The 22841-nt window shown below is 41.4% G+C and carries 22 protein-coding genes; 2 read left to right on the top strand and 20 right to left on the bottom strand.

The window, feature by feature from the left end; all coding sequences use genetic code 11:
- Window positions 1–332 precede the first annotated feature (332 nt).
- The 4 genes from H5185_RS05510 to H5185_RS05495 all read right to left on the bottom strand — a co-directional run bounded on the left by H5185_RS05510 (window position 333) and on the right by H5185_RS05495 (window position 4780).
- The gene (locus H5185_RS05510; protein WP_182741560.1) at window positions 333–1916 is read right to left on the bottom strand and encodes a PAS domain-containing methyl-accepting chemotaxis protein; all 1584 of its coding nucleotides are present in this window, start codon (window positions 1914–1916) and stop codon (window positions 333–335) included.
- Between the two features lie 507 nt (window positions 1917–2423).
- On the bottom strand, window positions 2424–3440 hold the full coding sequence (locus tag H5185_RS05505) for a succinylglutamate desuccinylase/aspartoacylase family protein (protein ID WP_124016952.1): 1017 nt from the start codon (window positions 3438–3440) through the stop codon (window positions 2424–2426).
- Window positions 3440–4345 (bottom strand): 30S ribosomal protein S6--L-glutamate ligase, encoded by a 906-nt coding sequence (gene rimK, locus H5185_RS05500; RefSeq protein ID WP_182741559.1) that lies wholly within the window; start codon window positions 4343–4345, stop codon window positions 3440–3442. The genes H5185_RS05505 and rimK overlap by 1 nt, the downstream gene beginning before the upstream one ends.
- A 3-nt stretch (window positions 4346–4348) precedes the next feature.
- Complete coding sequence (locus H5185_RS05495; protein ID WP_124016950.1) at window positions 4349–4780, bottom strand: RimK/LysX family protein; 432 nt, start codon at window positions 4778–4780, stop codon at window positions 4349–4351.
- A gap of 466 nt (window positions 4781–5246) precedes the next feature.
- Between H5185_RS05495 and H5185_RS05490 the strand changes: the two genes are divergently transcribed.
- Both H5185_RS05490 and H5185_RS05485 read left to right on the top strand, forming a co-directional pair.
- A complete protein-coding gene (locus tag H5185_RS05490) occupies window positions 5247–5918 on the top strand; it encodes a DUF2461 domain-containing protein (RefSeq protein WP_182741558.1) in 672 nt (223 codons plus the stop codon).
- 169 nt (window positions 5919–6087) lie between these two features.
- Window positions 6088–7464 carry an RsmB/NOP family class I SAM-dependent RNA methyltransferase gene (locus H5185_RS05485; RefSeq protein ID WP_182741557.1) on the top strand — a complete coding sequence of 459 codons (1377 nt, stop codon included), beginning with the start codon at window positions 6088–6090 and terminating at the stop codon, window positions 7462–7464.
- A 95-nt stretch (window positions 7465–7559) separates the two neighbouring features.
- Here H5185_RS05485 and H5185_RS05480 read toward each other — a convergent pair whose 3' ends face one another.
- The 16 genes from H5185_RS05480 to H5185_RS05405 all read right to left on the bottom strand — a co-directional run.
- Window positions 7560–7958: a DUF2802 domain-containing protein gene (locus H5185_RS05480; protein WP_124016947.1), complete on the bottom strand. Its 399-nt coding sequence runs from the start codon at window positions 7956–7958 to the stop codon at window positions 7560–7562.
- A gap of 88 nt (window positions 7959–8046) precedes the next feature.
- Entirely contained in the window at window positions 8047–8541 is a 495-nt protein-coding gene (locus tag H5185_RS05475; protein ID WP_124016946.1) for a chemotaxis protein CheW, read from the bottom strand.
- 2 nt (window positions 8542–8543) lie between these two features.
- Window positions 8544–9602, bottom strand: a complete 1059-nt coding sequence (locus H5185_RS05470) for a chemotaxis protein CheW (RefSeq protein WP_124016945.1) — start codon at window positions 9600–9602, stop codon at window positions 8544–8546.
- Window positions 9586–10380: a ParA family protein gene (locus tag H5185_RS05465; protein ID WP_124016944.1), complete on the bottom strand. Its 795-nt coding sequence runs from the start codon at window positions 10378–10380 to the stop codon at window positions 9586–9588. Before H5185_RS05465 ends, H5185_RS05470 begins: the two co-directional genes overlap by 17 nt.
- Window positions 10381–10426: 46 nt before the next feature.
- Window positions 10427–10879: a membrane anchored protein in chemotaxis locus gene (locus tag H5185_RS05460; protein WP_310741658.1), complete on the bottom strand. Its 453-nt coding sequence runs from the start codon at window positions 10877–10879 to the stop codon at window positions 10427–10429.
- Window positions 10872–12065, bottom strand: coding sequence for a chemotaxis response regulator protein-glutamate methylesterase (locus H5185_RS05455; RefSeq protein ID WP_124016943.1), 1194 nt, complete (start codon window positions 12063–12065; stop codon window positions 10872–10874). Before H5185_RS05455 ends, H5185_RS05460 begins: the two co-directional genes overlap by 8 nt.
- A 27-nt stretch (window positions 12066–12092) precedes the next feature.
- The gene (locus tag H5185_RS05450) at window positions 12093–14306 is read right to left on the bottom strand and encodes a chemotaxis protein CheA (protein ID WP_182741556.1); all 2214 of its coding nucleotides are present in this window, start codon (window positions 14304–14306) and stop codon (window positions 12093–12095) included.
- A gap of 15 nt (window positions 14307–14321) precedes the next feature.
- Window positions 14322–15059, bottom strand: a complete 738-nt coding sequence (locus H5185_RS05445; RefSeq protein WP_124016941.1) for a protein phosphatase CheZ — start codon at window positions 15057–15059, stop codon at window positions 14322–14324.
- Between the two features lie 13 nt (window positions 15060–15072).
- The gene (cheY, locus tag H5185_RS05440) at window positions 15073–15456 is read right to left on the bottom strand and encodes a chemotaxis response regulator CheY (RefSeq protein WP_011919599.1); all 384 of its coding nucleotides are present in this window, start codon (window positions 15454–15456) and stop codon (window positions 15073–15075) included.
- A 44-nt stretch (window positions 15457–15500) separates the two neighbouring features.
- On the bottom strand, window positions 15501–16220 hold the full coding sequence (locus H5185_RS05435; RefSeq protein WP_182698022.1) for an RNA polymerase sigma factor FliA: 720 nt from the start codon (window positions 16218–16220) through the stop codon (window positions 15501–15503).
- The gene (locus tag H5185_RS05430) at window positions 16213–17094 is read right to left on the bottom strand and encodes a MinD/ParA family protein (protein ID WP_259396172.1); all 882 of its coding nucleotides are present in this window, start codon (window positions 17092–17094) and stop codon (window positions 16213–16215) included. Before H5185_RS05430 ends, H5185_RS05435 begins: the two co-directional genes overlap by 8 nt.
- A gap of 4 nt (window positions 17095–17098) precedes the next feature.
- Window positions 17099–18484 carry a flagellar biosynthesis protein FlhF gene (gene flhF / locus H5185_RS05425; RefSeq protein ID WP_182741555.1) on the bottom strand — a complete coding sequence of 462 codons (1386 nt, stop codon included), beginning with the start codon at window positions 18482–18484 and terminating at the stop codon, window positions 17099–17101.
- Window positions 18485–18513: 29 nt separating this feature from the next.
- A complete protein-coding gene (gene flhA / locus H5185_RS05420; RefSeq protein ID WP_124016938.1) occupies window positions 18514–20613 on the bottom strand; it encodes a flagellar biosynthesis protein FlhA in 2100 nt (699 codons plus the stop codon).
- A 137-nt stretch (window positions 20614–20750) separates the two neighbouring features.
- The gene (flhB, locus tag H5185_RS05415) at window positions 20751–21884 is read right to left on the bottom strand and encodes a flagellar biosynthesis protein FlhB (protein WP_182698020.1); all 1134 of its coding nucleotides are present in this window, start codon (window positions 21882–21884) and stop codon (window positions 20751–20753) included.
- A 9-nt stretch (window positions 21885–21893) separates the two neighbouring features.
- On the bottom strand, window positions 21894–22697 hold the full coding sequence (gene fliR, locus H5185_RS05410; protein ID WP_182698019.1) for a flagellar biosynthetic protein FliR: 804 nt from the start codon (window positions 22695–22697) through the stop codon (window positions 21894–21896).
- A 3-nt stretch (window positions 22698–22700) separates the two neighbouring features.
- On the bottom strand, window positions 22701–22841 hold a 141-nt coding region (locus tag H5185_RS05405), incomplete at its 5' end, for a flagellar biosynthetic protein FliQ (protein ID WP_182741554.1).

Raw genomic sequence — 22841 nt, 5'->3', positions numbered from 1 at the left:
ACCATCATGATTAAGCGAATAAAACCTGAGGAAAAGCCAGAGGGACGGTATCAATAACTCAATAAACTATCAGCTAGATCCATGAGCTGATCCACTGACTTCATGTATCAGTGCAGTGGAACGTTTTATACCATCATGATTAAGCGAATAAAAACCTGAGGAAAAGCCAGAGGGGCGGTATCAATAACTCAGTAAACTATCAGCTAGATCCATGAGCGGATCCACTGACTTCATGTATCAGTGCAGTGGAACGTTTTATACCATCATGATTAAGCGAATAAAAAGGCCAAAAACGTTCAAGTTTCTGGCCTTTTTGACATCTGCTGTTTAATTTATTTCTTGCCTATGGCCCCAACCGCAAAACGTCTGATAATTGATCTAACCATCATTACGGATTCACCTAACTCACTACTATTATGTAAGGATTTTTCTGATGATATTTTAGTTATCTCTGCTGAATCAGCAATATCAATAATTTGCTGATTAATGTGTTCTGCGACAGCGCCTTGCTCTTCTACAGCGGCTGACATATCCAAGGTAAGTTGGGTAATTTGCTCAACTGATTGATTAATCGACGCTAATGCATTACGAGTCTCATCGACAATTTGAACACCTTTACTCGCCGCTTGCTCGCCCCTAAGTGACACTTGGACAGCGTTACTGGCACGTTTGGTTAACACACTGACAATACTGTGAATTTTATCGGTTGATTCGCGAGTTTTAAATGCCAGAGAGCGGACCTCATCAGCAACAACACTAAATCCTCGTCCTTGCTCACCTGCCCTTGCTGCCTCAATGGCCGCATTTAACGCTAGTAGATTAGTTTGATCGGCAATACTGGAGATAATACTGGCGGCTTGACCAATCTCATTGGTGGATTCCGATAACTCGCGAACGGTAGTCGCAATATCAGCAACCGAGAGATTTAATTCATCAATAGACTGTTTGGCTTGATTTGCAAGTAGAGCCCCTGCACTCACATTGTCTAATGCATCTTTAGCACTATCAGCATTACGCTCGACATTAGCAGAGACCTCTTGTATCGCTGTAGACATCTCTGTAATGGCTGAAGCAATTTGTTGTATTGATGCGCTTTGAAGACCAACAGCTTTAGCGGTTGACTCTGCTTCAACTTGGGTATGCTCAACAATACCATCTAAAGATCCTGCTGCATCCTCGATCCTTGTCATAGCGGTACGACATCGAGCAATTTCACAACCAAGAGCTAATTTAGCCTGTGCTTTGGCGCCAAAATCAGCAAAGTAGGTTTCTGCGACAGTGCGATCGGTAAACGAATTAGGATTGAGTGTGACGACTTCTAGCCAGTCTTGCTGTTGTTTATAGCCTAACCATGCAGCTGATAGAGTGAGTGTGATTAAACTTATCAAGCCAGGGATCAGCCCCCAGAACTCAAAGAGTACCATTGACAAAACAAACATAGGTAACCAAACGGGTAACAACTTAAGTACTTGATGTGTTATTTTAGCATGCAGTGGCCTTGGGGACTTATTGGCCTTAATCCTGGCATAAGCAGCCTCTGCTCGAGCAATTTCTGCAGGTAATGCCGTTATCCTGACGGACTCATATCCTGCTACTTTATTATTTTCAAACACTGGGGTGACAAATGCGCTAACCCAATAGTAATCGCCATTTTTTCGACGATTCTTAACCAACCCCATCCATACTTTACCAGCTGAAATACAGGCCCACATCTCTTTGAACACTTCACTTGGCATATCGGGATGGCGAACGAGATTATGGGGTTTTCCGACTAACTCGCTTTTTTCAAAGCCGCTGACTTCAACAAAGGCATCATTACAATAAGTGATGTGGCCGCGTAGATCAGTTCCTGAAATTAAACGAACTTCATCGTCGAAGTAATATTGCTTTAGAGTAACGGGTTGGTTATTGCGCATGGACACTAAATCCTTTTAAATGTATGGAAAATAAGCATCCATTAAGATTATCTTTGACACCAAAGGTGCAAAGATAACAATTTCGTTTAATGAGCTTGTTGGTTGATAACATCACTGTACTTAACGAGATATACACTTATTTTGATAAGTCATTATAAGTTTGGTATGTATCTGAAAATTGTCAATTAATTAATTAACTATCTGTAAAATAATATTGGTCGATTTATTACCAAGCATTACTCTCGTCGTTTTAAACTTAACCTTGATTGGCTTATCGTGAAGCGAGTTGAAAATGAGCTGAATTCAGGATACTTAGCCTAAAACAGTAAATCCAAGATTAGGTTAATCATCCTGTTGCGAGTTTAAAACACATCTTTATCTATAAACTTAACCCGAGCTTCGTCATCACCAAGGGTTAAGTTATCTAATAACATAGTGCTAATAATCGCTTTATACAGCTTGACTAACAATCCAATTAAACTCTCAAAGGGTTTCTATTCAAGAACGTTATTCAGCGTACTCTTGCATAAAATCATCAAGATTATCGTTAATAACTTCTATTTCATCACCACTAAATTGTGCAATGTGAAACAAGCCCTCACCTTCATTGGTGACCGGAATATTGCTGTTGCCAATAATAATCCCATCTGTTGGGGCCTTTAATGGTATCGGCTCGCCGCCCAGAGGGTTAACAATATTGGCTAACACTTGGCCTTTAGATACTCGCTCACCCAGTTTAAATTTGATATTCACCAGCCCATCAGATTCACTGCGTACCCAGTAACTGCGACTTGCATTAACACTGGTGGTTTTAGTGTTAATTTTACCTTTGGTCATACCTAAACAACGCATCACATTGATAACGCCATTTACGCCAGACTTAATCGACATATCGCTAAAGCGCAGTGCTTCACCAGCCTCATATAAAATACAAGGAATATTAAGGCTGTTAGCATAACCGCGCATTGAACCTTCACGTGCTTTAGAAGACATTATGACTGGTGCTCCAAAAGCATTAGCCATATCGAGCATCATTGTATCGTCGGTATCACAGCGGATCTGCGGTAAGTTATCGCGATGAATTGCGCCAGTATGTAAATCAATAATATGGGTTGCACGTTTAACTAAAATACTGCTAAATAAATGCGCTAAACGGCTGGCAAGCGCACCTTTAGCTGAGCCCGGAAAACAGCGATTTAAGTCACGACGATCGGGTAAATAGCGAGATTGTTGAATAAAACCAAATACGTTAACGATAGGGACAATGAGTAAGGTCCCGGTTAAGGTTTTAGCATTCACACGACCGAGCAAGCGTCGACATATTTCAATGCCATTCAACTCATCACCGTGGATCGCTGCGCAAACCAATAAAACAGGTCCCGCTTTAGTGCCATGAAACACTTCAACGTGCAGATCCATCGGTGTATCGTTATACAGTTTTGCTGCGGGCAATTTAACACTTTGTTGAGTGCCTGCCGGTACGCTAACATCACCGATAACAAACGGTTCGTGCTTTCTTGCCATTAACCAACTCCTTTCGTTTTCGAGCTAGTAGATTTAACATTTTTTTCAATAAACTGAATGATCTTTTCCGCAACATCAATACCAGTGGCTTTTTCGATGCCTTCAAGGCCCGGAGATGAGTTAACTTCCATCACTAATGGACCGTGCTTAGAACGTAGAATATCTACACCCGCAACGTTTAGCCCCATCGTTTTAGCAGCACGTAATGCCGTTGAACGTTCTTCTGGAGTGAGCTTAACAATGCTAGCAGAACCACCACGGTGTAAATTAGAACGAAACTCACCTGGTAATGCTTGGCGTTTCATCGCCGCAATCACTTTGTCACCAATCACGAAACAACGGATATCAGCGCCACCAGCTTCGGCAATATACTCTTGCACCATGATGTTGGCTTTTAACCCCATGAAGGCTTCAATAACCGATTCGGCGGCTTTACGGGTTTCAGCTAATACCACACCAATACCTTGAGTGCCTTCAAGTAACTTAATCACACAAGGAGCACCACCGACCATGTCCAACAAATCGGGAATATCAGCAGGCTTACTGGCAAAACCGGTCACCGGCAAACCAATATTCTTGCGAGATAACAGTTGCAATGAACGTAATTTGTCCCGAGAACGTGTAATGGCGACAGACTCGTTTAATGGGTGAGTGCCCATCATTTCGAACTGGCGTAATACCGCGGTGCCATAAAAGGTCACTGACGCGCCAATTCGCGGAATCACTGCATCAAATTTTGGCAGCTCTTCACCGCGGACATGAATACTAGGTGCATTCATGTTGATGTTCATGTAACACTTTAATGGATCGACAATTTTGATCACATGACCGCGAGCTTCAGCAGCTTCTCTTAAGCGACTGGTCGAGTATAAATTCTTATTTCTCGACATTATTGCAATATGCATTTGTTATTCTCCTGCTAAAAATGATTCTGCTGAATTAACCAAAAAACGCCCTTCTAACGCGCGACGACCTAATAACATCCTAAATTTCATGTGATCTCTATTGGTCAATGTCAGTTCGATGTCAAAAAGTTGTGTACCGATAAGAATGGGGGTTTTTATCACGTAACGTTTGGTTACATGGCCGCCGGAATCACTGACATCTCGGCGATCAAATACTTGAAACTCACACACGACTTCTCGGTCAGAATCCTGGTCAGGATGCAGCCAGACTCGAACCCATTTTTGGTTATTTTTTTGAAACGGTTTTATTTTGAACGCATGCAAACAAGATGTTTTTGCGCCAGTATCCACTTTGATTTTGACTCTTTCGTTGCCAATATCAGGAAAAGTGCCCCACTCACGCCAACCCACAATACCGAGGGAATGTTCAGTCATGGTCAATCCTTTCTTGTAGAGGAATTATTCATTCCAAAGTGTAATCTTTAAATAAATTAGTGTTTGAATAGATAGCAAAATCGGTTTAACGTCTTGCACTAGCCAACCAATATATGTTGTTGATTAAAGATGAACCACAAGGTTTACATCAATAAACCAGCCTTTGAAGCGATTTTAACACCAACACTTTATTTATATCAAATTAACATTTAAAGAATAATGAAAAAAAATTTCTATCTCAGTAAGTTACAATGGATATAAGGTAATTTAAAAAGCATCAAAATATTATGTTTACTCTAGATAAAACACCAAAAAACACCGCGTTAATATAGAGATGTCAACATAAGGTATTCAATCTTAATAGTTTAAATAAATCCTAGCCATGTCACTTACTACAGACATTGTTTAACATACTAGTAAAATTATAACATTATAATCTGCATCGCTATTGTAAAAAGGTATCGTCATGTTCAGTCAACTTAGTTTCGATTTTTTAAACACTCTAGCAGCCAATAATGATAGAGAATGGTTTAAAGCCAACCAGCAACAATACGAAGATCAGGTTAGAAGCCCTGCATTACAATTTATAGAAGCCATGCAAGGACCCATTTTAGGCTTATCACCACGATTTGTTGCTGTGGCTAAAAAAGTCGGGGGTAGCCTAATGCGCCCACAACGCGACAGTCGCTTTAGTAAAAATAAAACGCCTTATAAAACCAATGTGGGTATCCAGTTTAGACACTTTCAAGCAAAAGATGTGCATGCGCCTGGATTTTATGTCCATATTGCCAATGATGAATGCTTTATTGCGGCTGGAATTTGGCATCCTGAATCAAAAACGCTCAATGCAATTCGCCATTGTATTGATGAAAACCCTAATGCGTACCAAAAAGCATTAGCGCAATTGAGGCAGGCTGGATTTGAATTAACAGGCGATAGCTTATCCAGACCGCCACGCGGATTTGATAAACATCATCCCATGATTGACGAGCTAAAACGTAAAGACTTTATCGCCATAAAATCCATTAGTCCTAAGCAAGTATGCCAGGCTGATTTTGTCGAGTTTTGTGCGCAAGAATATCAGCATACTCGCGCATTAATGGCTTACTTATGTTTTGCCCTAGAGCTAGATTTTTAGTCTTTAAGCACCATAACGACACATTAATCATGGTGTTGTTGAAAATATTAACTCATTTTTACGCTATTATAGTTTTAGCTCATTATTTAGATAAGCCGTGTTAAACTAGCAAAAAATAGTTTCCGGTGCAGCACTCTGTTAGTTGCTGCACCTATTACCAGGTCAATTCATGAGCCATAATATTTCCGCCATGTCTAACACAACACCATCAATTGAGACATCTGCGTCCGAAATCGCTGCGATCACGCCAGCACATAAACGCGCCTTAAGTTACTCGACAACGATTGAAACACTCTTCAATCAAGTGATGAACACCGGCATGCCAGCCGATAGAATCATTGGCCAATATTTTCGCGAGCATAAAAAACATGGCTCTAAAGATAGACGAGTGATCCGTGAAAGTTTGTTTGGTTTATTTCGCTGGTGGGGTTGGTTAAGCCAGTTAGAGACCAGTCATAAACACAGTACATGGTTCCAAAAATTAAGCGCTTGTGCAATGTTAGAACAACACCCATGGCATGATGTCACTGGTGCTTGGAATGATTTTGCTGATTGGCCTCAAACCCGCGCAGATCAAACTACCCTAGATAATCAAGCCACATTAAAAGATAAATTAGCCGCTTATATTGCTTTAAGCGCGATAGAAAGTTGTCAAATCACTCAGTTATTACCCCAATGGTTTTGGCAACTTTGTCCAGTAGATAGCACAGAGCAATATGCGCTTGTTAACGCAATGACGACTCGCCCCCCCATTTGGGCTCGGGCACAAACATTATCAACAGCCAAATTAATTACGTCACTTAAACAAGCGGGTGTTGAAGCTAAAACCAGCGGCTACTTTGCCGATGCCATTAGTCTAGGGCATAAAAGTATTAATCTAAATGAGATAGAGGTTTATAAACAAGGTCATCTTGAAATTCAGGATTTAGCCTCACAAGTTATTGGCCAAATTTGCCAGCCAAACAATCATGAAAAATGGTGGGATGCGTGCAGTGGTGCTGGCGGTAAATCCCTGCAATTGCATTCATTAATGTCACAGCAAAGCACAGAATTCAGCGGTAACATTACGGCATCAGATATTCGCCATAAACCTTTAGAAGAGCTGCGTAAAAGAGCTAAACGTGCGGGTTTTGAGCATATCAGTGTCGCGCCATGGAAAGGAGAGGCATTGCCTGTCGATGCTAATGCTTTTGACGGTGTATTAGTTGATGCACCCTGCAGCTGCACTGGCACTTGGCGTCGAAATCCTGATATGCGCTGGCTTGATGATGCTAGCGCGATTACAGACAAGCCTATGCTTCAATTAGCAATTTTACGACGAAGCGCTGCTGCAGTTAAATCGGGCGGTAAGTTGGTTTATGCCACCTGCTCTTTATCACCAAGTGAAAATGAACAGATTGTGAAAGACTTTTTATCAGCAACGTCTGAGTTTGAACTTGAACCAGTCATACATCCTTTTACTGGGCAGCAATTTGATATGTTAACGATTTGGCCTCAACAAGCCGATAGTGATGGGATGTTTGTTGCTAAGATGCGTCGTAAATAGCACGCTGACTCAAACACTAATGCCAAATAATGCTCCACTAAAAAGCCATCTTTCGATGGCTTTTATATTATGGTTCACAGACAAACACTATTGAGCTATTTTCTGTGCAGCCGCAGTATTAATTCCGCTTCAGCTTTTGGCAATTCACACTCTTGCATTAACTCTTCAATACCGGCCCCAAGACCGACCATTTTAAGCGCACGCGAGTATAATTTAGCTTGTGGGTCTTGCTGGCTAGCTTCTTCAAGCATATCAGACTGTTTAGACAGTTTTTTTTCTAGTTCGACAACTCGCCTACCGACACCAATAGTACCACTGCGTAATTCGTGTAATTCACGCTTAACAGCTTCACGCTGACGGTCGCTTTCTTTAACCAACACAGTCAGGGCATCCACTTTAGTTTTTAATTTACTCGACTGTTTTTGCAAGTAAAGTACTAAAACAAGACATGCAATCGCACACACTAAAGCTGCAATTAGAAATTCATCACCCATTAACATACCTATGTTGCTATTACTCAAAAGCACTAAGCCAAACAAAAAAGCCAACAGTGATTCGGTTGGCTTTTCGATTACAACACGACTAGATTTGAGTTAATTCAACCCACTCATCGTCAGATAATAGTTTATCTAAATCAACCAAGATTAATAACTCGTTGTCGCGATTACTCACCCCTTGAATAAATTTAGCACTTTCTTCCGTGCCGACATTAGGAGCGTTATCGATTTCAGAACGGCGCAAGTATACGACTTCAGCCACGCTATCAACTAAGATACCAATAACTTGTTTTTCTGCTTCAATAATCACGATACGAGTCGAGTCGTCTAATTCTGCTGATTGTAAGCCAAAACGTGAACGAGTATCGATAACGGTAACTACGTTTCCGCGAAGGTTAATAATCCCTAACACATAATCAGGAGCACCTGGCACAGGAGCTATTTCGGTATAACGTAATACTTCCTGAACTTGCATTACGTTAATACCATAGGTTTCATTATCTAATTTAAATGTTACCCATTGTAATACTGCATCGTCTTTACTTGCAGCAACCGCTGCTACACTTCTAGAATCGCTCATAGTTAACCTCGGTCAATCGAATCCTGACAACCTAAACCTGCATCAAGCATTTTGATTAATGCTTGAACATGTAAAATGCCACACATTTGTTGTTTTACTACCCCAGCAAGCCAAGGACGCTTACCCGGTTTTTCACGCCAATTGACGTGGGATTTATCTATTTTAACGGCGTTAACTAACGATTCGCACGTTAGTCCCCACTGACTATCTTCTAGCATAACAAGATATTGATAATTTACCGTTTGTGCTAATGCTGGAGAATATTTTTCAGGCATTACCCATGCACATGTATCAACCACATTAATTTTAGTATCTCGGTGGGTTTGCACCCCTTTAAACCAAGAGGGCCTACCAATAAGATGGTTTATCTTGTCAATTTTAATAATCCCCCCCAAGCTCACTAGTGGTACCGCTAACGTTAACCCTGCAACATTAAAGAATAGCACCTGAAACTCATCATCAAGTACTTCTTGTAAATCATGGGTGATACTCGGTGGTTGATGCCCAACCTGAGTTTGTGGTGGCGTTTGCACTTGCTCCGCCGAATTCATCACCAACTCTTCATGCTTAATAATAGCGTCTTTTATAACAGCATGTGAACTTTCGTTATTATTTATATCGACTAACGGCTTGATTTCTTTATCCGTTAGCTCTATTTCTTGTGTTTTTGTATTATTAACGACTGCTTTAGGCTCAATATCACTAATTGCCTGACGAACACGTTCAGCGCTATTTTTGATCTGTTGCGATAAATCTGTTTCAGCACTAGGTGTAGATACTGCTGATAATAATTTTTCAAGCGCCAGTTTATCTACACTGGTTGTCGGCTGGGCATAATCCCACTGGCTCGCAACAACAGATGAAATCTTAGACAAAGTTGGTGGTGAATAATGAGCTGATGAAGATGCGGCTATTGTGGTGGTATCAGCCAGCTTGTCCTCGATAATATTTAGCGATTTAGTAGTAATATTATTAGCAGGATTCACAGGAATCGACTCTGACGATTCCTGTAGTAAAAGACTGAAATAATCAAAAACAGTTTCATCAACCGATTTTGACATGGTTAAACTCCTGAGAAAATAAAAAATCCAGCAGACGATTGTAAGCTTTTACACCTCGGCTACTGGCTGAATAATGTGATGCTGGTAAATGAGCCAAGCTTGCATCTCTAAATTTAGTGTCCACAGGAATCACATCACTTGGCCAAAGTGATGAACCATATTTATCCTGCAAAAATTGTAGTGCGATAGGTGAGGCTTTAGTTCGCTTGTCATACATAGTCGGTAATACTGTGAAGCTATATCGTGTTTTCTTGGAGCGCCCCATGATTTCCATGGTTTTCACCATACGTTCAAGGCCTTTTATGGCTAAAAACTCAGTCTGAACCGGTATAATAATGTGATGACTTGCAGCTAATGCATTAACCATTAGCACCCCTAAAACAGGTGGGCAGTCAATGATAGCCACATCATATTTATCTTCAAGTAGCGCCAATAAATTGCGCAACACCAAGCCCATACCTTCCTGATGACCTAAGGATCTATCCAGTGTTGCTAACGCCATATTAGCAGCAATAATATCCAGTCCCTCTATTTGAGTAGGGATGACATTCTGTAATATAAACTCTTGAGTCAGTGTCTGGTGATTCAAAAAGACATCATAAAGCGAACATGGCACTTCATCTGAATCAATACCTAAGTAATAACCCAATGAAGCATGAGGATCAGTATCAATCATAAGCACTCGTTGACCACGCTTAACCAATGCTCCGGCTAAACTGGCTACTGTGGTTGTTTTACCGACACCACCTTTTTGATTCGCTACCGTCCATACTTTCAAAAAAAGCCTCTCAACTCATTATAATGATGCTGTTATGGAATATTGACTACTGCTTGTGTTGTGTATCATCACGGGTTGTTACACGGATCCCACCGTTAGGTAAACGGATCACCTTAACCCCTTGAGCATCTTCTGACACTATGATTTCTTGATTATTGCCTTCACTAACAACTTCGGGATGCTTAAGTTTAGTGGGCTGATCGTCATCTAAAGCTCCAGGTCCAAACAACACACTTTTAGCTTGCTCTTGTCCTGCGGACGCAACAATTGCTTGAGTTTGTTCAGGATGCTGAGTTAACCAATTAGCAATATTAGCAGCTTGCTCCTCAGGAACCATCAAAAGTACTTGAGAGTCGGTTAAACGAGCCACATCTTGCTTTAATAGTGTTATCTTTTTATTCGCATCAACATACAAACCCGCTAGTACTAAGATGGCAATAAAACACAGAAAAAAAACCAGCATGTGCTTAGTCTGTAAGGAATAACTCGACTTAGCCACGACTAGACTCTTTTAAAATAGCTTCAGCAATATTATCCAACGAAATAGAGTGAGTCGAGATACCAGCAGATGCTACAGCTTGTGGCATACCATATACCACGCAGCTTGCTTCATCCTGCGCCCAAATAGTGGCACCAACAGACTTTAACATTCTAGCCCCTTCTCTACCGTCGGCCCCCATCCCAGTCAACACTACAGCCAAAACATCTCCACCAAAAGCTTTAGATGCAGACGCAAAAGTAATATCTACACTTGGCTTATAATTCATTTCAGGGGTACCAGGAACAACTTTAAGTCTACCTGTAATACCATTTCGCTCAACCATAAGCTGCATACCACCGGGCGCTAAATAAGCGCATCCAGGGCGCATAACATCCCCATTTTCAGCCTCTTTTACATCAATTTTACACAATGTATTTAAACGTGCTGCAAATGCAGGAGTAAATGCTGCAGGCATGTGCTGGATCAATACAATTGGATGAGGATAATTAGCAGGAAAAGCGGTTAATACTTTCTGCAAAGCCACTGGTCCACCAGTTGAAGTCCCGATAAGTAATACTTTGTATTGTTTACCACTAGCCCGAATAGACGATATTGATGAACTCGTGTTATTTGGAGTATGGCGATCGGGAGATGCACTAGAGTGGGTTGCCGCAGGCGTTGGAGTTAAACCGCTGCTAAATGGACGACGAGATGAATAGGTATCCGAAGCGGAAACCGATGTTTTACGAGGTTCAGGTGATGATGAAGTCGATAATGAACTTGATGCTGAACTTGGGCGATATACTCTGCGTCGCCCCAAAGCTTTAATTCGCTGCTGCAGTAACAGTATTGCATCGTCTTTATTGGTCGCAATATCTTCAAAGCGTTTTGGTAAAAAATCTAATGCGCCGGCTTCTAACGCATCAAGTGTCGCTTTGGCACCATCATGAGTTAATGATGAAAACATTAAAATTGGAGTGGGGTTAGTAGCCATGATTTCACGCACAGCAGTAATACCATCCATCACTGGCATTTCAATGTCCATGGTAATGACTTGAGGCTTTAACTTTGCAGCCATTTCAACAGCTTCTTTACCGTTAACAGCAACAGCAACGACTTCGAGATCAGGATCTTTATTAACAATCTCACTGACTCGACGTCGAAAAAAGCTAGAATCATCTACAACTAATACTTTTATGGCCATTGAATTCCTTAAATAATGGAACTTTTTTTATTTTTTGCTTTTGGCGTAATGTTTCAGTAGTCCTGGCACATCTAAAATAAGTGCAATACCACCATCTGATGTAATTGTTGCCCCCGCCATTCCTGGCGTACCTTGTAACATACTGCCAAGTGGTTTGATGACAACTTCTTCTTGCCCAATTAATGCATCAACAACGAAACCGATTTGCATCGTACCAAGTTGAACAATCACAACATGGCCATGCTTCTTATCACCATGCTTAAATGTCGATTTCTTACTGTGCAACCAATGTTCTAGATAAAATAATGGCACGGCTTTATTACGGAAAATAACCGTTAATTGACCATCGACAATATTGGTTTTGGTTAAATCTAAATTAAATATCTCATTAACACTCGATAATGGCAGAGCGAAAACTTGATTAGACACATCAACCATCAAGGTTGGCATGATAGCCAAGGTTAACGGCACTTTAATTTCAAGTGTGGTGCCCTTACCTTTCATCGAATCAATGTAGACAGTACCATTGAGTTGATTTATGCGGGTTTTCACCACATCCATACCCACACCACGGCCTGAAATGTCTGAGATTTCAACTTTAGTTGAAAACCCTGGAGCGAAAATCAGATTATACGCTTCGTTATCAGTCATTCTCGAGGCGGCATCTTCATCGAGCACACCACGACTTATCGCAATTTGTTTTAGCTTTTCAGGATCCATGCCAGCGCCATCATCCTCAATTTTCAGCAGGATGTGATCACCTTCTTGGCTAGCCGATAAGGTAATAGTACCGGTTCGGGATTTACCATTTGCTTCACGAGTCACCGGCATTTCAATACCGTGGTCGACTGAGTTTCTCACTAAGTGGACCAAAGGATCGGCTAAAGCCTCAACTAAATTTTTATCAAGATCGGTGTCTTCACCAATCATCACTAAATCAATTTCTTTATTTAATGTACGCGCTAAATCTCGAACAACCCGTGGGAAACGACCAAATACTTTCTTGATAGGTTGCATGCGCGTCTTCATCACCGCACCTTGTAAATCAGCGGTCACCAAATCAAGGTTAGCAAGTGCTTTTGACATTTCCTCGTCTTCACGATTAATGCCTAAGCTCACCAGTCGATTACGGACTAATACCAATTCACCAACCATATTCATGATTTGATCTAAACGAGCGGTATCTACGCGAACTGTGGTTTCACCTTGTGGCACAGACGACGCTTTGACTGGGGCTTTATCTGCTAAGGGTTCAACTTTTGGCACAACGGCTGGAGTCGATGGCATAACTGGCTTAGCAACTGGAGTCGGAGCGGGTTTTGCTGCCGGTGGAGGAGTAACCACTTTAGCAGATTCTGCAGCAACCGGAGTTGATTGCACTTTCGCTACTGGGGCAGTGCCTTTACCGTGTAATTCATCTAAAAGACGTTCAAACTCATCGTCGGTGATTTCATCTGAGTCTACTGCGGGTTGAGCAACTGGTGTACTTGCAGGTTTAGCGGCAACCACTGGTTCGTCTTTGGCTTTAAATGAACCTGAGCCGTGTAACTCATCTAAGAGTGCTTCAAATTCGTCATCGGTAATTTCGTCACTGCTTTTTGCTGGTGCTGGTTTTGAGTCAATATTGTCTTTCTTTATTGCAGAAGATTTAGATGCAACAGGACTGTTACCTGAACCGTGTAAGGCATCAAGCAAGGCTTCAAATTCTAACTCATCAATTTCATCAATGCTGCCAGAATCAGACGTTTCTGCCGTAAAAGAACTCACATCTTCAATAACTTCAGGCTCGTTAACCTCAACTACATTTTCGATAGGTTCAAGTTCTGCAGCCGACATCTCTGAGGGTAATGGCGCACCTGAGCTTAATAATTTGAGTTTCGCAAGTAGCATTGGATCGGCAGGGTCTTGTTCTTGTCCCTGTTGAGTTTGAGCAAACATTGTATTAATGGCGTCGACCGCTTGCAAAATAATATCCATTAATTCTGCATTTACGCCACGTTTTCCGGTGCGCAATAAATCGAACGTATTTTCAGCTTCATGACACACGTCAACCATCGGCTTTAAGCTTAAAAAACCAGCTCCGCCTTTGACAGTATGAAATCCACGGAAAATAGCATTAAGTAAATCACTGTCATCAGGATTATTTTCAAGGGCAACTAGCTGCTCTTGTAGAAGCTCTAAAATCTCACCAGCTTCAATTAAAAAGTCCTGGAGTATCTCTTCATCAACATCAAAGGACATTAAATTGACTCCTAATTAGAAACCCAGACTTGATAGCAGATCGTCTACTTCATCCTGACCTGTCACCACATCTTCACGCAGTTCTGCATTCATGATGGGGCCTTCTGCTTCTATTTTATTATCGTTTATCGTTGGCGATGACTCAGTAATATGATCACCAAACACCGTTAGCATTGAAACTAAATTACTTTCTACTTCACGAACTAAATCAATCACTCGACGGATCATTTGGCCAGTTAAGTCTTGGAAGTCTTGCGCCATTAAAATTTGATTTAATAGCTCTCGAAGACGATTACAATCATTTTCACTGTGTAACATAAACTGCTGAACATCATGGCAAAGTGATTTAAACTCACCCAACTCGATGTCACGACGCATCAATTTATCCCACATTGGCGTTACTGATTGAATATTACTGATAATGGTATCGGCCAAAGGTAGACATTCTTCAACTGCATCCATGGTTTTATTAGCAGCTTGCTCTGTCATATCGATAACGTAGTTTAATCTTTCTTTAGCATCCGGAATTTCGGTATTGGCTAATTCAGATAAACGGTTATCAATTTGAAAATCTTTTAATGCACTATGAAGTTGTCGAGTTAACTTACCCACTTCTTCAAAAAGCTCACGCTGCAATGGTGTAGCAAGCTCCCTGATGACGTCATCAGCTTTATCTTGCTGACCTAAGGTAAGCAATTCAACAAGTTCTTGGGCCTGTTCGAGAGTGATTAACCCCGATATTGATGCCTGCATGACTTATCCTTGCTTATGCGAGTCGTTCAAAGATTTTATCTAACTTTTCTTTTAACGTTGCGGCGGTGAAAGGCTTTACCACATAACCATTTACCCCAGCTTGCGCTGCAGCAATAATTTGTTCACGCTTGGCTTCTGCGGTTACCATCAATACGGGTAAATGCTTTAACGAATCATCTGCACGGATTGCTCTAAGTAAATCAATACCTTGCATTCCAGGCATGTTCCAGTCTGTTACTACAAAATCAAAATCGCCTTTTTGTAACATAGGTAGGGCTGTTGAGCCATCATCTGCTTCTTGGGTATTATTAAATCCCAAATCTCGCAACAAGTTCTTAATGATACGCCTCATTGTTGAAAAATCGTCAACAATAAGAATCTTCATATTCTTGTCCAAGGTTTCCTCCGGTGAGCTGACACTCGTTTGCTCTAAATAAGTTATTATTCTTGTGTCCAATGCTTGAGTTTAGCTTTTAATCTGAGCATTGCCTGACTTAATATCTGGCTTACACGCGATTCACTAACATCAAGGATGGCACCGATTTCTTTTAAATTTAATGCTTCGTTGTAATATAACGACAACACTAACGCATCTCTTTCTGGCAATGTCTTAATTGCTTCAACCAATGCAGATTGGAATTGAATTTCAGCAAGCGAGTCAAAGGCCTCATCTGGCGATTCATTATCTGTGATTAACACATCTTGCGAAACACCAAGATCTTCTATGCCTATGATTTTACCAACAGAAACATCATTTAAGATATGATGGTACTCATCGAGCGACATTTCAAGCTTTTCAGCAATTTCAGTATCATAAGCATCACGACCAAGCTGTTGCTCTAATTCATCAATTACTTGTGCAACTCGACGATTATTACGGTGAACTGAGCGTGGAACCCAATCACCACGACGAATTTCATCTATCATCGCTCCACGAATTCTAATGCCAGCAAAAGTTTCAAACTTAGCACCTTTGCTGTTATCAAATTTTGATGAGGCCTCAAGCAACCCCATCATTCCAGCTTGTAACAGGTCATCAAGTTGCACCGATGCTGGTAATCTTGCCAGCATATGATGAGCAATTCTTTTTACCAACGGTGCATACTGTTCAATGATAGACGTTTTGTTATCGAACTGAGTATACGCTGCGGCTTTATTCACCCGTTCTTCCTTCTTGTATCGGCTTACGTTGTACAAGACGTTCAACAAAAAATTCTAAATGACCACCGGGTTGCTGTGGCACAGGCCAAGTCATAATTTTATTGGCTAATCCGTGGTAAGCAATGGCTGAAGGTGATTTAGGATAAGCCTCAACGACTAGTTTTTGTTTACGAACTGCTTTACGTAAATTCTCATCAAAGGGAATGGTTGCCACCAACTCCAATGCAACATCTAGAAATCTATCTGTCACTTTACTGAGTTTAGCAAATAATTCCATACCTTCTCGTAAACTACGTACCATATTTGCCACAATTTTGAAGTGGAACACACCATGTTCACGACTTAGTATCTTAATTAACGCATAAGCATCGGTAATCGATGTTGGTTCGTCACAAACCACAATTAATACATCTTGTGATGCACGAGAAAAACTCAGCACCATATCTGATATACCGGCAGCAGTATCAACAATTAAAATATCAAACTGAGTCCGCATTTCACTAAATGCACGGATCAAGCCGGCATGTTGTGCTGGTGTCAATTCAACCATCGCTTGTGAACCTGATGTAGCAGGAACAATACCGATACCTTTGGGTCCGCGTACAATGATGTCATCTAATTCGGCATCACCTGACAAAACATGAGATAAATTTTTCTCAGCACGTATCCCGAGCATCACATCGACATTGGCTAAACCTAAATCGGCATCAAGTACTAATACACGTTTGCCCTTTTCGGCTAATGCTACCGCAGTATTAATTGACACACTTGTTTTACCAACTCCGCCTTTACCACCGGATACGGCAATTACTTTAACTTTATCGTTATTTGGATGATTCATCATACGTAAACCACTTGCTTGATCCCGAGTCATATCTTTACTCAAATGCATAGGCTGTGTCATTAGACCACACTGTGTCTTGTGATAATTGTTGTTCAGTTTCATTTAACGCCGCGAGAGCTTTCTTGGCTAGCTCTAGTGTATCTGCGACTTTCATGTCCTCAGGAACACGTTGACCGTCAGTAACATAGCTTAATGGTAACTCATTTTGAATCAATACGCTCAATGCACCTGCAATTGATATTGATTCATCTAATTTTGTTAAAATCGCACCCGCTAATGGAATACGTTTAAAATGTTCTACAGCATCTTGTAAGACACGGCGCTGGCCTGTCGCTGACAAGACTAAGTAACTCCGAATGGGGATCCTACTATTTGCCGTCAAATTATCAAGTTGCTGATATAAGCGCATATCTCGCTGCCCCATACCGGCGGTATCGATTAATACTAACTTACGATTCCTAAATTGATAAAGAATTTGTTCTAATTCGGCTAAATCATGTGCTTGCTTCACCGGACAGCCCATTATTTTGCCATAAGTTGCTAATTGCTCATAGGCACCAATACGATAATGATCTGTGGTAATCAATGCCACCTGCTCGGGGCCATGATGGGCAGCAAATCGAGCTGCTATTTTAGCTAAAGAAGTCGTCTTACCTACACCTGTTGGGCCAACAAAAGCGACCACACCACCACGTTTGACAATATCATCACCTTGGTTATCGAGTAAGTTAGCTAAGCTTTGCGGTAGCGCTCTTACCAAGTCGGCTGGCGTATAATGTTGACTCAATCCTGCTAGTTTAGCAGCAACTGCAGGAGAAAACTCTGCGGCAATCAATTTACTTTCAAGCATAGCACCAACTGGATCGGTACGCTTTTTTTGGTCTTTCATTAACGATGACACTTGATGAGTCAATAAGTTACGTAATGAAGCCATTTCTTCACGTAACGCGTCCATATCATCAGATTGATTTCTATTGGTTTTTTTAGCGTGTTCAGGCGCGACCGGCGCTTTTAACGTCGATGTAGGCTTAGCTGTCTTTGCCCCTTGTAATTGACGCGCCCACTCAGGTAATTCAGGTTCATCTTGGCGAACAGACATCTGTTGTTTCATGCGATTATGCTGTTTTTCAAGCAATGCTTGAAGAGAATCTGCTTCCGGTGGCGGATTTACCTTAGATTGAGCTTTCATTACAGGCTTAGCGCCTATTGAGACGCGATCCTCACTGACATCCATAAAGCTAGTCGTTGGCGCTTGCGATGCAATAGAAGCCTTAGGTTCATCATAATCGACTGCGGCGACAATTTCGATTCCACCTGCTACTTTTTTATTTGACATAATGACAGCGTCAGAGCCTAAGGTCTCTTTTACTTGAGCCAATGCTTCGCGCATATCTTTGGCAAAAAATCGTTTAATTTTCACTTATGCACCTCAATAAACTGACGTTATCACTATTGGCCAACAGCAGAAACAATTCTAATTTGTTTCTCATCGGGTATTTCTTGATAAGAAATCACTCGTAAATTTGGAATAGTGTATTTAACAAATCTGGACAGCGTTGACCTCAACATACCAGAGGTCAATAAAATGGCTGGTTGCCCTACCATTTCTTGCTTCTGTGCAGCATCTAACAATGACTGCTGCATGCGTTCTGCAAGGCCGGGTTCAATATTCGGTCCTTCACCGCCAGTCGCCTGCATAGACTTATGCAACATTTGTTCCAACTCTGGCGCCAATGTAATGACAGGTATTTCAAGTTCAGGCCCAGAGATTTCTTGTACTATCATGCGTTTTAGCGCTATACGCACTGCTGCAGTTAAGACTTCGGTATCATTACTCTTGGTGCCGTACTCTAATAATGTCTGCACTATGGTGCGTAAATCACGAACCGAGACACCTTCGTTAAGTAAGTTTTGCATGACTTTAACAACCGAACCCAACGGCATAATATCAGGCACAAAACCATCGACTAATTTAGGCGAGTTCTTGCTCAGCATATCCATTAACTGCTGCACTTCTTCATAACCTAATAGTTTGGCTGCATTATTACTCAATAACTGACTAATATGCGTTGCCACAACCGTTGCGGTATCGACGACGGTATAACCTAATGTTTGTGCATGTTCACGTTGTTCTGGTGTGATCCACACCGCCTCTAAACCAAAAGCGGGGTCTCGGGTGTCAATACCGTCAAGCTTACCGTAAACCTGACCAGGATTGATCGCTAGCTCACAATCATGTCTAACTTCAGCCTCACCTACCACCACACCCATTAAGGAAATACGATATGCATTTGGCGATAAGTCTAGATTGTCACGAATATGCACCGCTGGCACTAAAAAACCTAATTCTTGTGACAATTTTTTACGCACACCTTTAATTCGGCCTAATAACTCACCACCCTGAGACTTATCAACCAATGGAATTAACCGATATCCCACTTCCAGACCGATAGTATCAACATGGCGCACATCATCCCAACTTAACTCTTTAGGTTCTTTATCTCTAGCTTCTACTGGCCCTTTGGTCGCCAGTGTCAGTGCCGCTTGTTTTTTGTCAACATTCCGCTTGTAGACAAAGTACGCTGCACCAGCAGTAATAAATGCGAAGGTCAAAAATGCCACATGAGGCATTCCAGGCACAATACCCATGATAAACAGTAACCCAGCAGCAATGGCTAATGATTTGTGACTGTCAAACATCTGACTAAACATCATTTGGCCCATATCACCAGATTCATTTTGACGCGTTACCATTAACGCGGCTGCAATTGATAATAATAAACCGGGAATTTGCGCAACCAAGCCATCACCGATGGTCAGCAAAGTATAAATTTCTACTGCACTAGAAAAATCAAGGTCATGCTGAACGATACCAATCACAAAGCCACCGAGTATATTGATGACAAGAATCATAATACCGGCGATAGCATCACCTTTAACGAACTTTGAAGCACCGTCCATCGCACCATAAAAGTCGGCTTCACGAGTCACTTCAGCACGGCGAATACGCGCCTGGTCTTGGGTTAAGGTGCCAGCATTTAAATCAGCATCAATGGCCATTTGCTTACCCGGCATAGCATCCAAGGTAAATCGAGCACTCACCTCAGCAATACGCCCCGCACCTTTAGTTACCACAGCAAAGTTAATGATAATAAGAATAATGAACACCACTAAACCAACCGCATAGTTTCCGCCAATAACTACAGAACCAAAGGCTTCAATCACTTTACCCGCAGCATCACCACCATTATGACCTTCGAGCAATACAATACGGGTGGAGGCAACGTTAAGCGCGAGTCTTAATAAAGTAGCAACCAGTAAGACTGTCGGAAATGCAGCAAAATCAAGGGGTCTGTCTGAATAAATAGCAACAAGTAACACAACTAATGCTAACGCGATATTGAATGAAAATAGGATATCGAGTAAAAAAGCAGGAATGGGTAAAACTACCATCCCAAGCGCAGCAAGTACCAATAAAGGTGTACCGATACCTTTAAATGTCGATGGTCTTATTTGTTTAAACTGCCCGAAAGCTGCTTTTGCATCCATAGAGGGGAACCCTTTGTATAGTCTATTGCGAAATACTATGTTTTTATTTGACGCTAATAAATCTACAAAGCAAAAACTAAGCCACTATTAGTTATAGCATCATTCATAATGTCGCGATTTGACTGATATAGGGTTGATTAATGTTTTAAATCATCAGGAATAGGTTGATTAATAGGAATGGGTTTAGGCCGACGACCTTTGCCTTTTTGATATTGTCTTAGCTGAAAAACATACGCGAGTATTTGTGCTACTGCAGTAAATAGGCCTTCTGGAACTTGCTGGTCTATTTTAGTTGTGTGGTAAATAGCACGGGCAAGTGGTGGAGCAGAAACAATAGCAACATTATGTTCACGAGCAATTTCACGTATTTTAAAAGCAACATCGTCGACCCCTTTAGCGATTAAAAAGGGGGCAGAAGAACGACTTACATCGTATTTAACCGCCACAGCATAGTGCTCTGGGTTGACCACGATAACATCAGCATTAGGTACCTCAGTCATCATGCGTCGTTGCGCCAGCTCTTGCTGCATTTGTCTTATGCGGCCTTTAACTTCAGGCTTACCTTCAGTGTCTTTATATTCATCTTTTACTTCTTGCTTGGTCATTTTTAACTGTTTGTTATGATTCCAAATTTGAAATGGCACATCAATAACAACAATCAATAGCATAGAGCTACACAGTAAAATAAACATCCAAATCAACAAATCTAAGGCGTGATAAACATTACCAGGAAGATGATCGCTAGACAGAGTCAAAATATCATAGAAATAAAAACTAAGAAGGAAATATGCAGATAACGCTACCACAGAAAATTTAGCGATACCCTTTGTAAGTTCAACTAAGGCTTGAGTACCAAACATGCGTTTAAAGCCACTCATCGGATTCATTTTACTACCTTTTGGCATAAAGGCTTTGACTGAAAAAGACATACCGCCTAAGGCAATATTCCCCAGAAAAGACACGAATGCCAATAAAGCAATAAAGCTGATCAACGGCCAAGCAAGCTCATTGCCAACAACGCCCCAAACCCGAAACATGGAATTAGTATCAAAAATTTGATCGCGTTCCATTGAAAACACTTGCTTCATAATGGTGTAGAGACTTTTGGCGATAGCAGGTCCTGTCATCGAAAACCCTATCGATGCAGCAAGCAATACAGCTGCAGTACCTAACTCTTTAGAGCGGGCGACTTGACCTTTTTCACGCGCTTGATCAAGTCGCCTCCCTGTAGGTTCCTCGGTGCGTTCTTGACTGCTATCATTTTCTGCCATCTATGCTCCCTAAAAAACCACTGAGCCATCAATTTGACATTGAAGTAGCAGTAGATCACACATTAGCAGCTGTGCAGCTAACCACACCTCATCAAAATGCGCCATGATCGGGGCTAGCGTTAACCATAAAATCAATAAACCGCTAACCATAGTGACCGGAAAACCAATCGAAAAAATATTTAATTGCGGCGATGCACGAGTCATCACACCAAAGGATAAATTGATTAGTAGTAAAGCAATAATCGCAGAAATCGACATCGTTAAGGCTGAGCCGAACATGAAACTGCCCCAATCAGCAAGGGCACGGTAATTAGCAATTGATATGCCTTGATTTGAAATTGGAATCGTTTCAAAACTGGCTACCAACATCCGCAACATCAATAAATGTCCATCTACGGCTAAAAAAATTAATGTGGCGAGCAATAGAAAAAAGTTACTCACTACGGGTGTTTGCTCACCGGATCCTGGATCTACCATAGAGGCAAAACCTAAACTGGTTTGCATACCAATAATTTGCCCCGTTAACACAAAAGTTTGCATCACCATTAAGGTGACAAAACCCATAGTGACCCCGATCAAAATTTGCTGAGCAATCACAAAAACGGAACCTAATGCCATTAGCTCGATATTTTCAATAGGAGGCAGCATAGGCGCAACGGCCATAGTTATCGCAACAGATAACATCAGCCGAACTCGAGCGGGTGTAGTATTTGCGCCAAACACAGCCATTACCATCAACATGGATGAAATACGAAAAAAAGGCAAAAGATAGGCCGCAATTGTTTGACTGATTTCATCAAACAAAATATCCACAACTTAACCTATAACCTGTGGGATGAGGTTGACCATCTCATAGAAGAAATCCATCATAGTTTGCACTAGCCAGTGGCCTAAAAACATCAATGCAAATAAGGTCACGAGTAAACGTGGTAAAAAACTTAAGGTTTGCTCGTTAAT

The organism is Shewanella sp. SG44-6 (assembly GCF_014164185.1).
Taxonomy (GTDB): Bacteria; Pseudomonadota; Gammaproteobacteria; order Enterobacterales; family Shewanellaceae; genus Shewanella; species Shewanella vesiculosa.
This window is presented reverse-complemented; position numbering and strand designations above follow the sequence as displayed.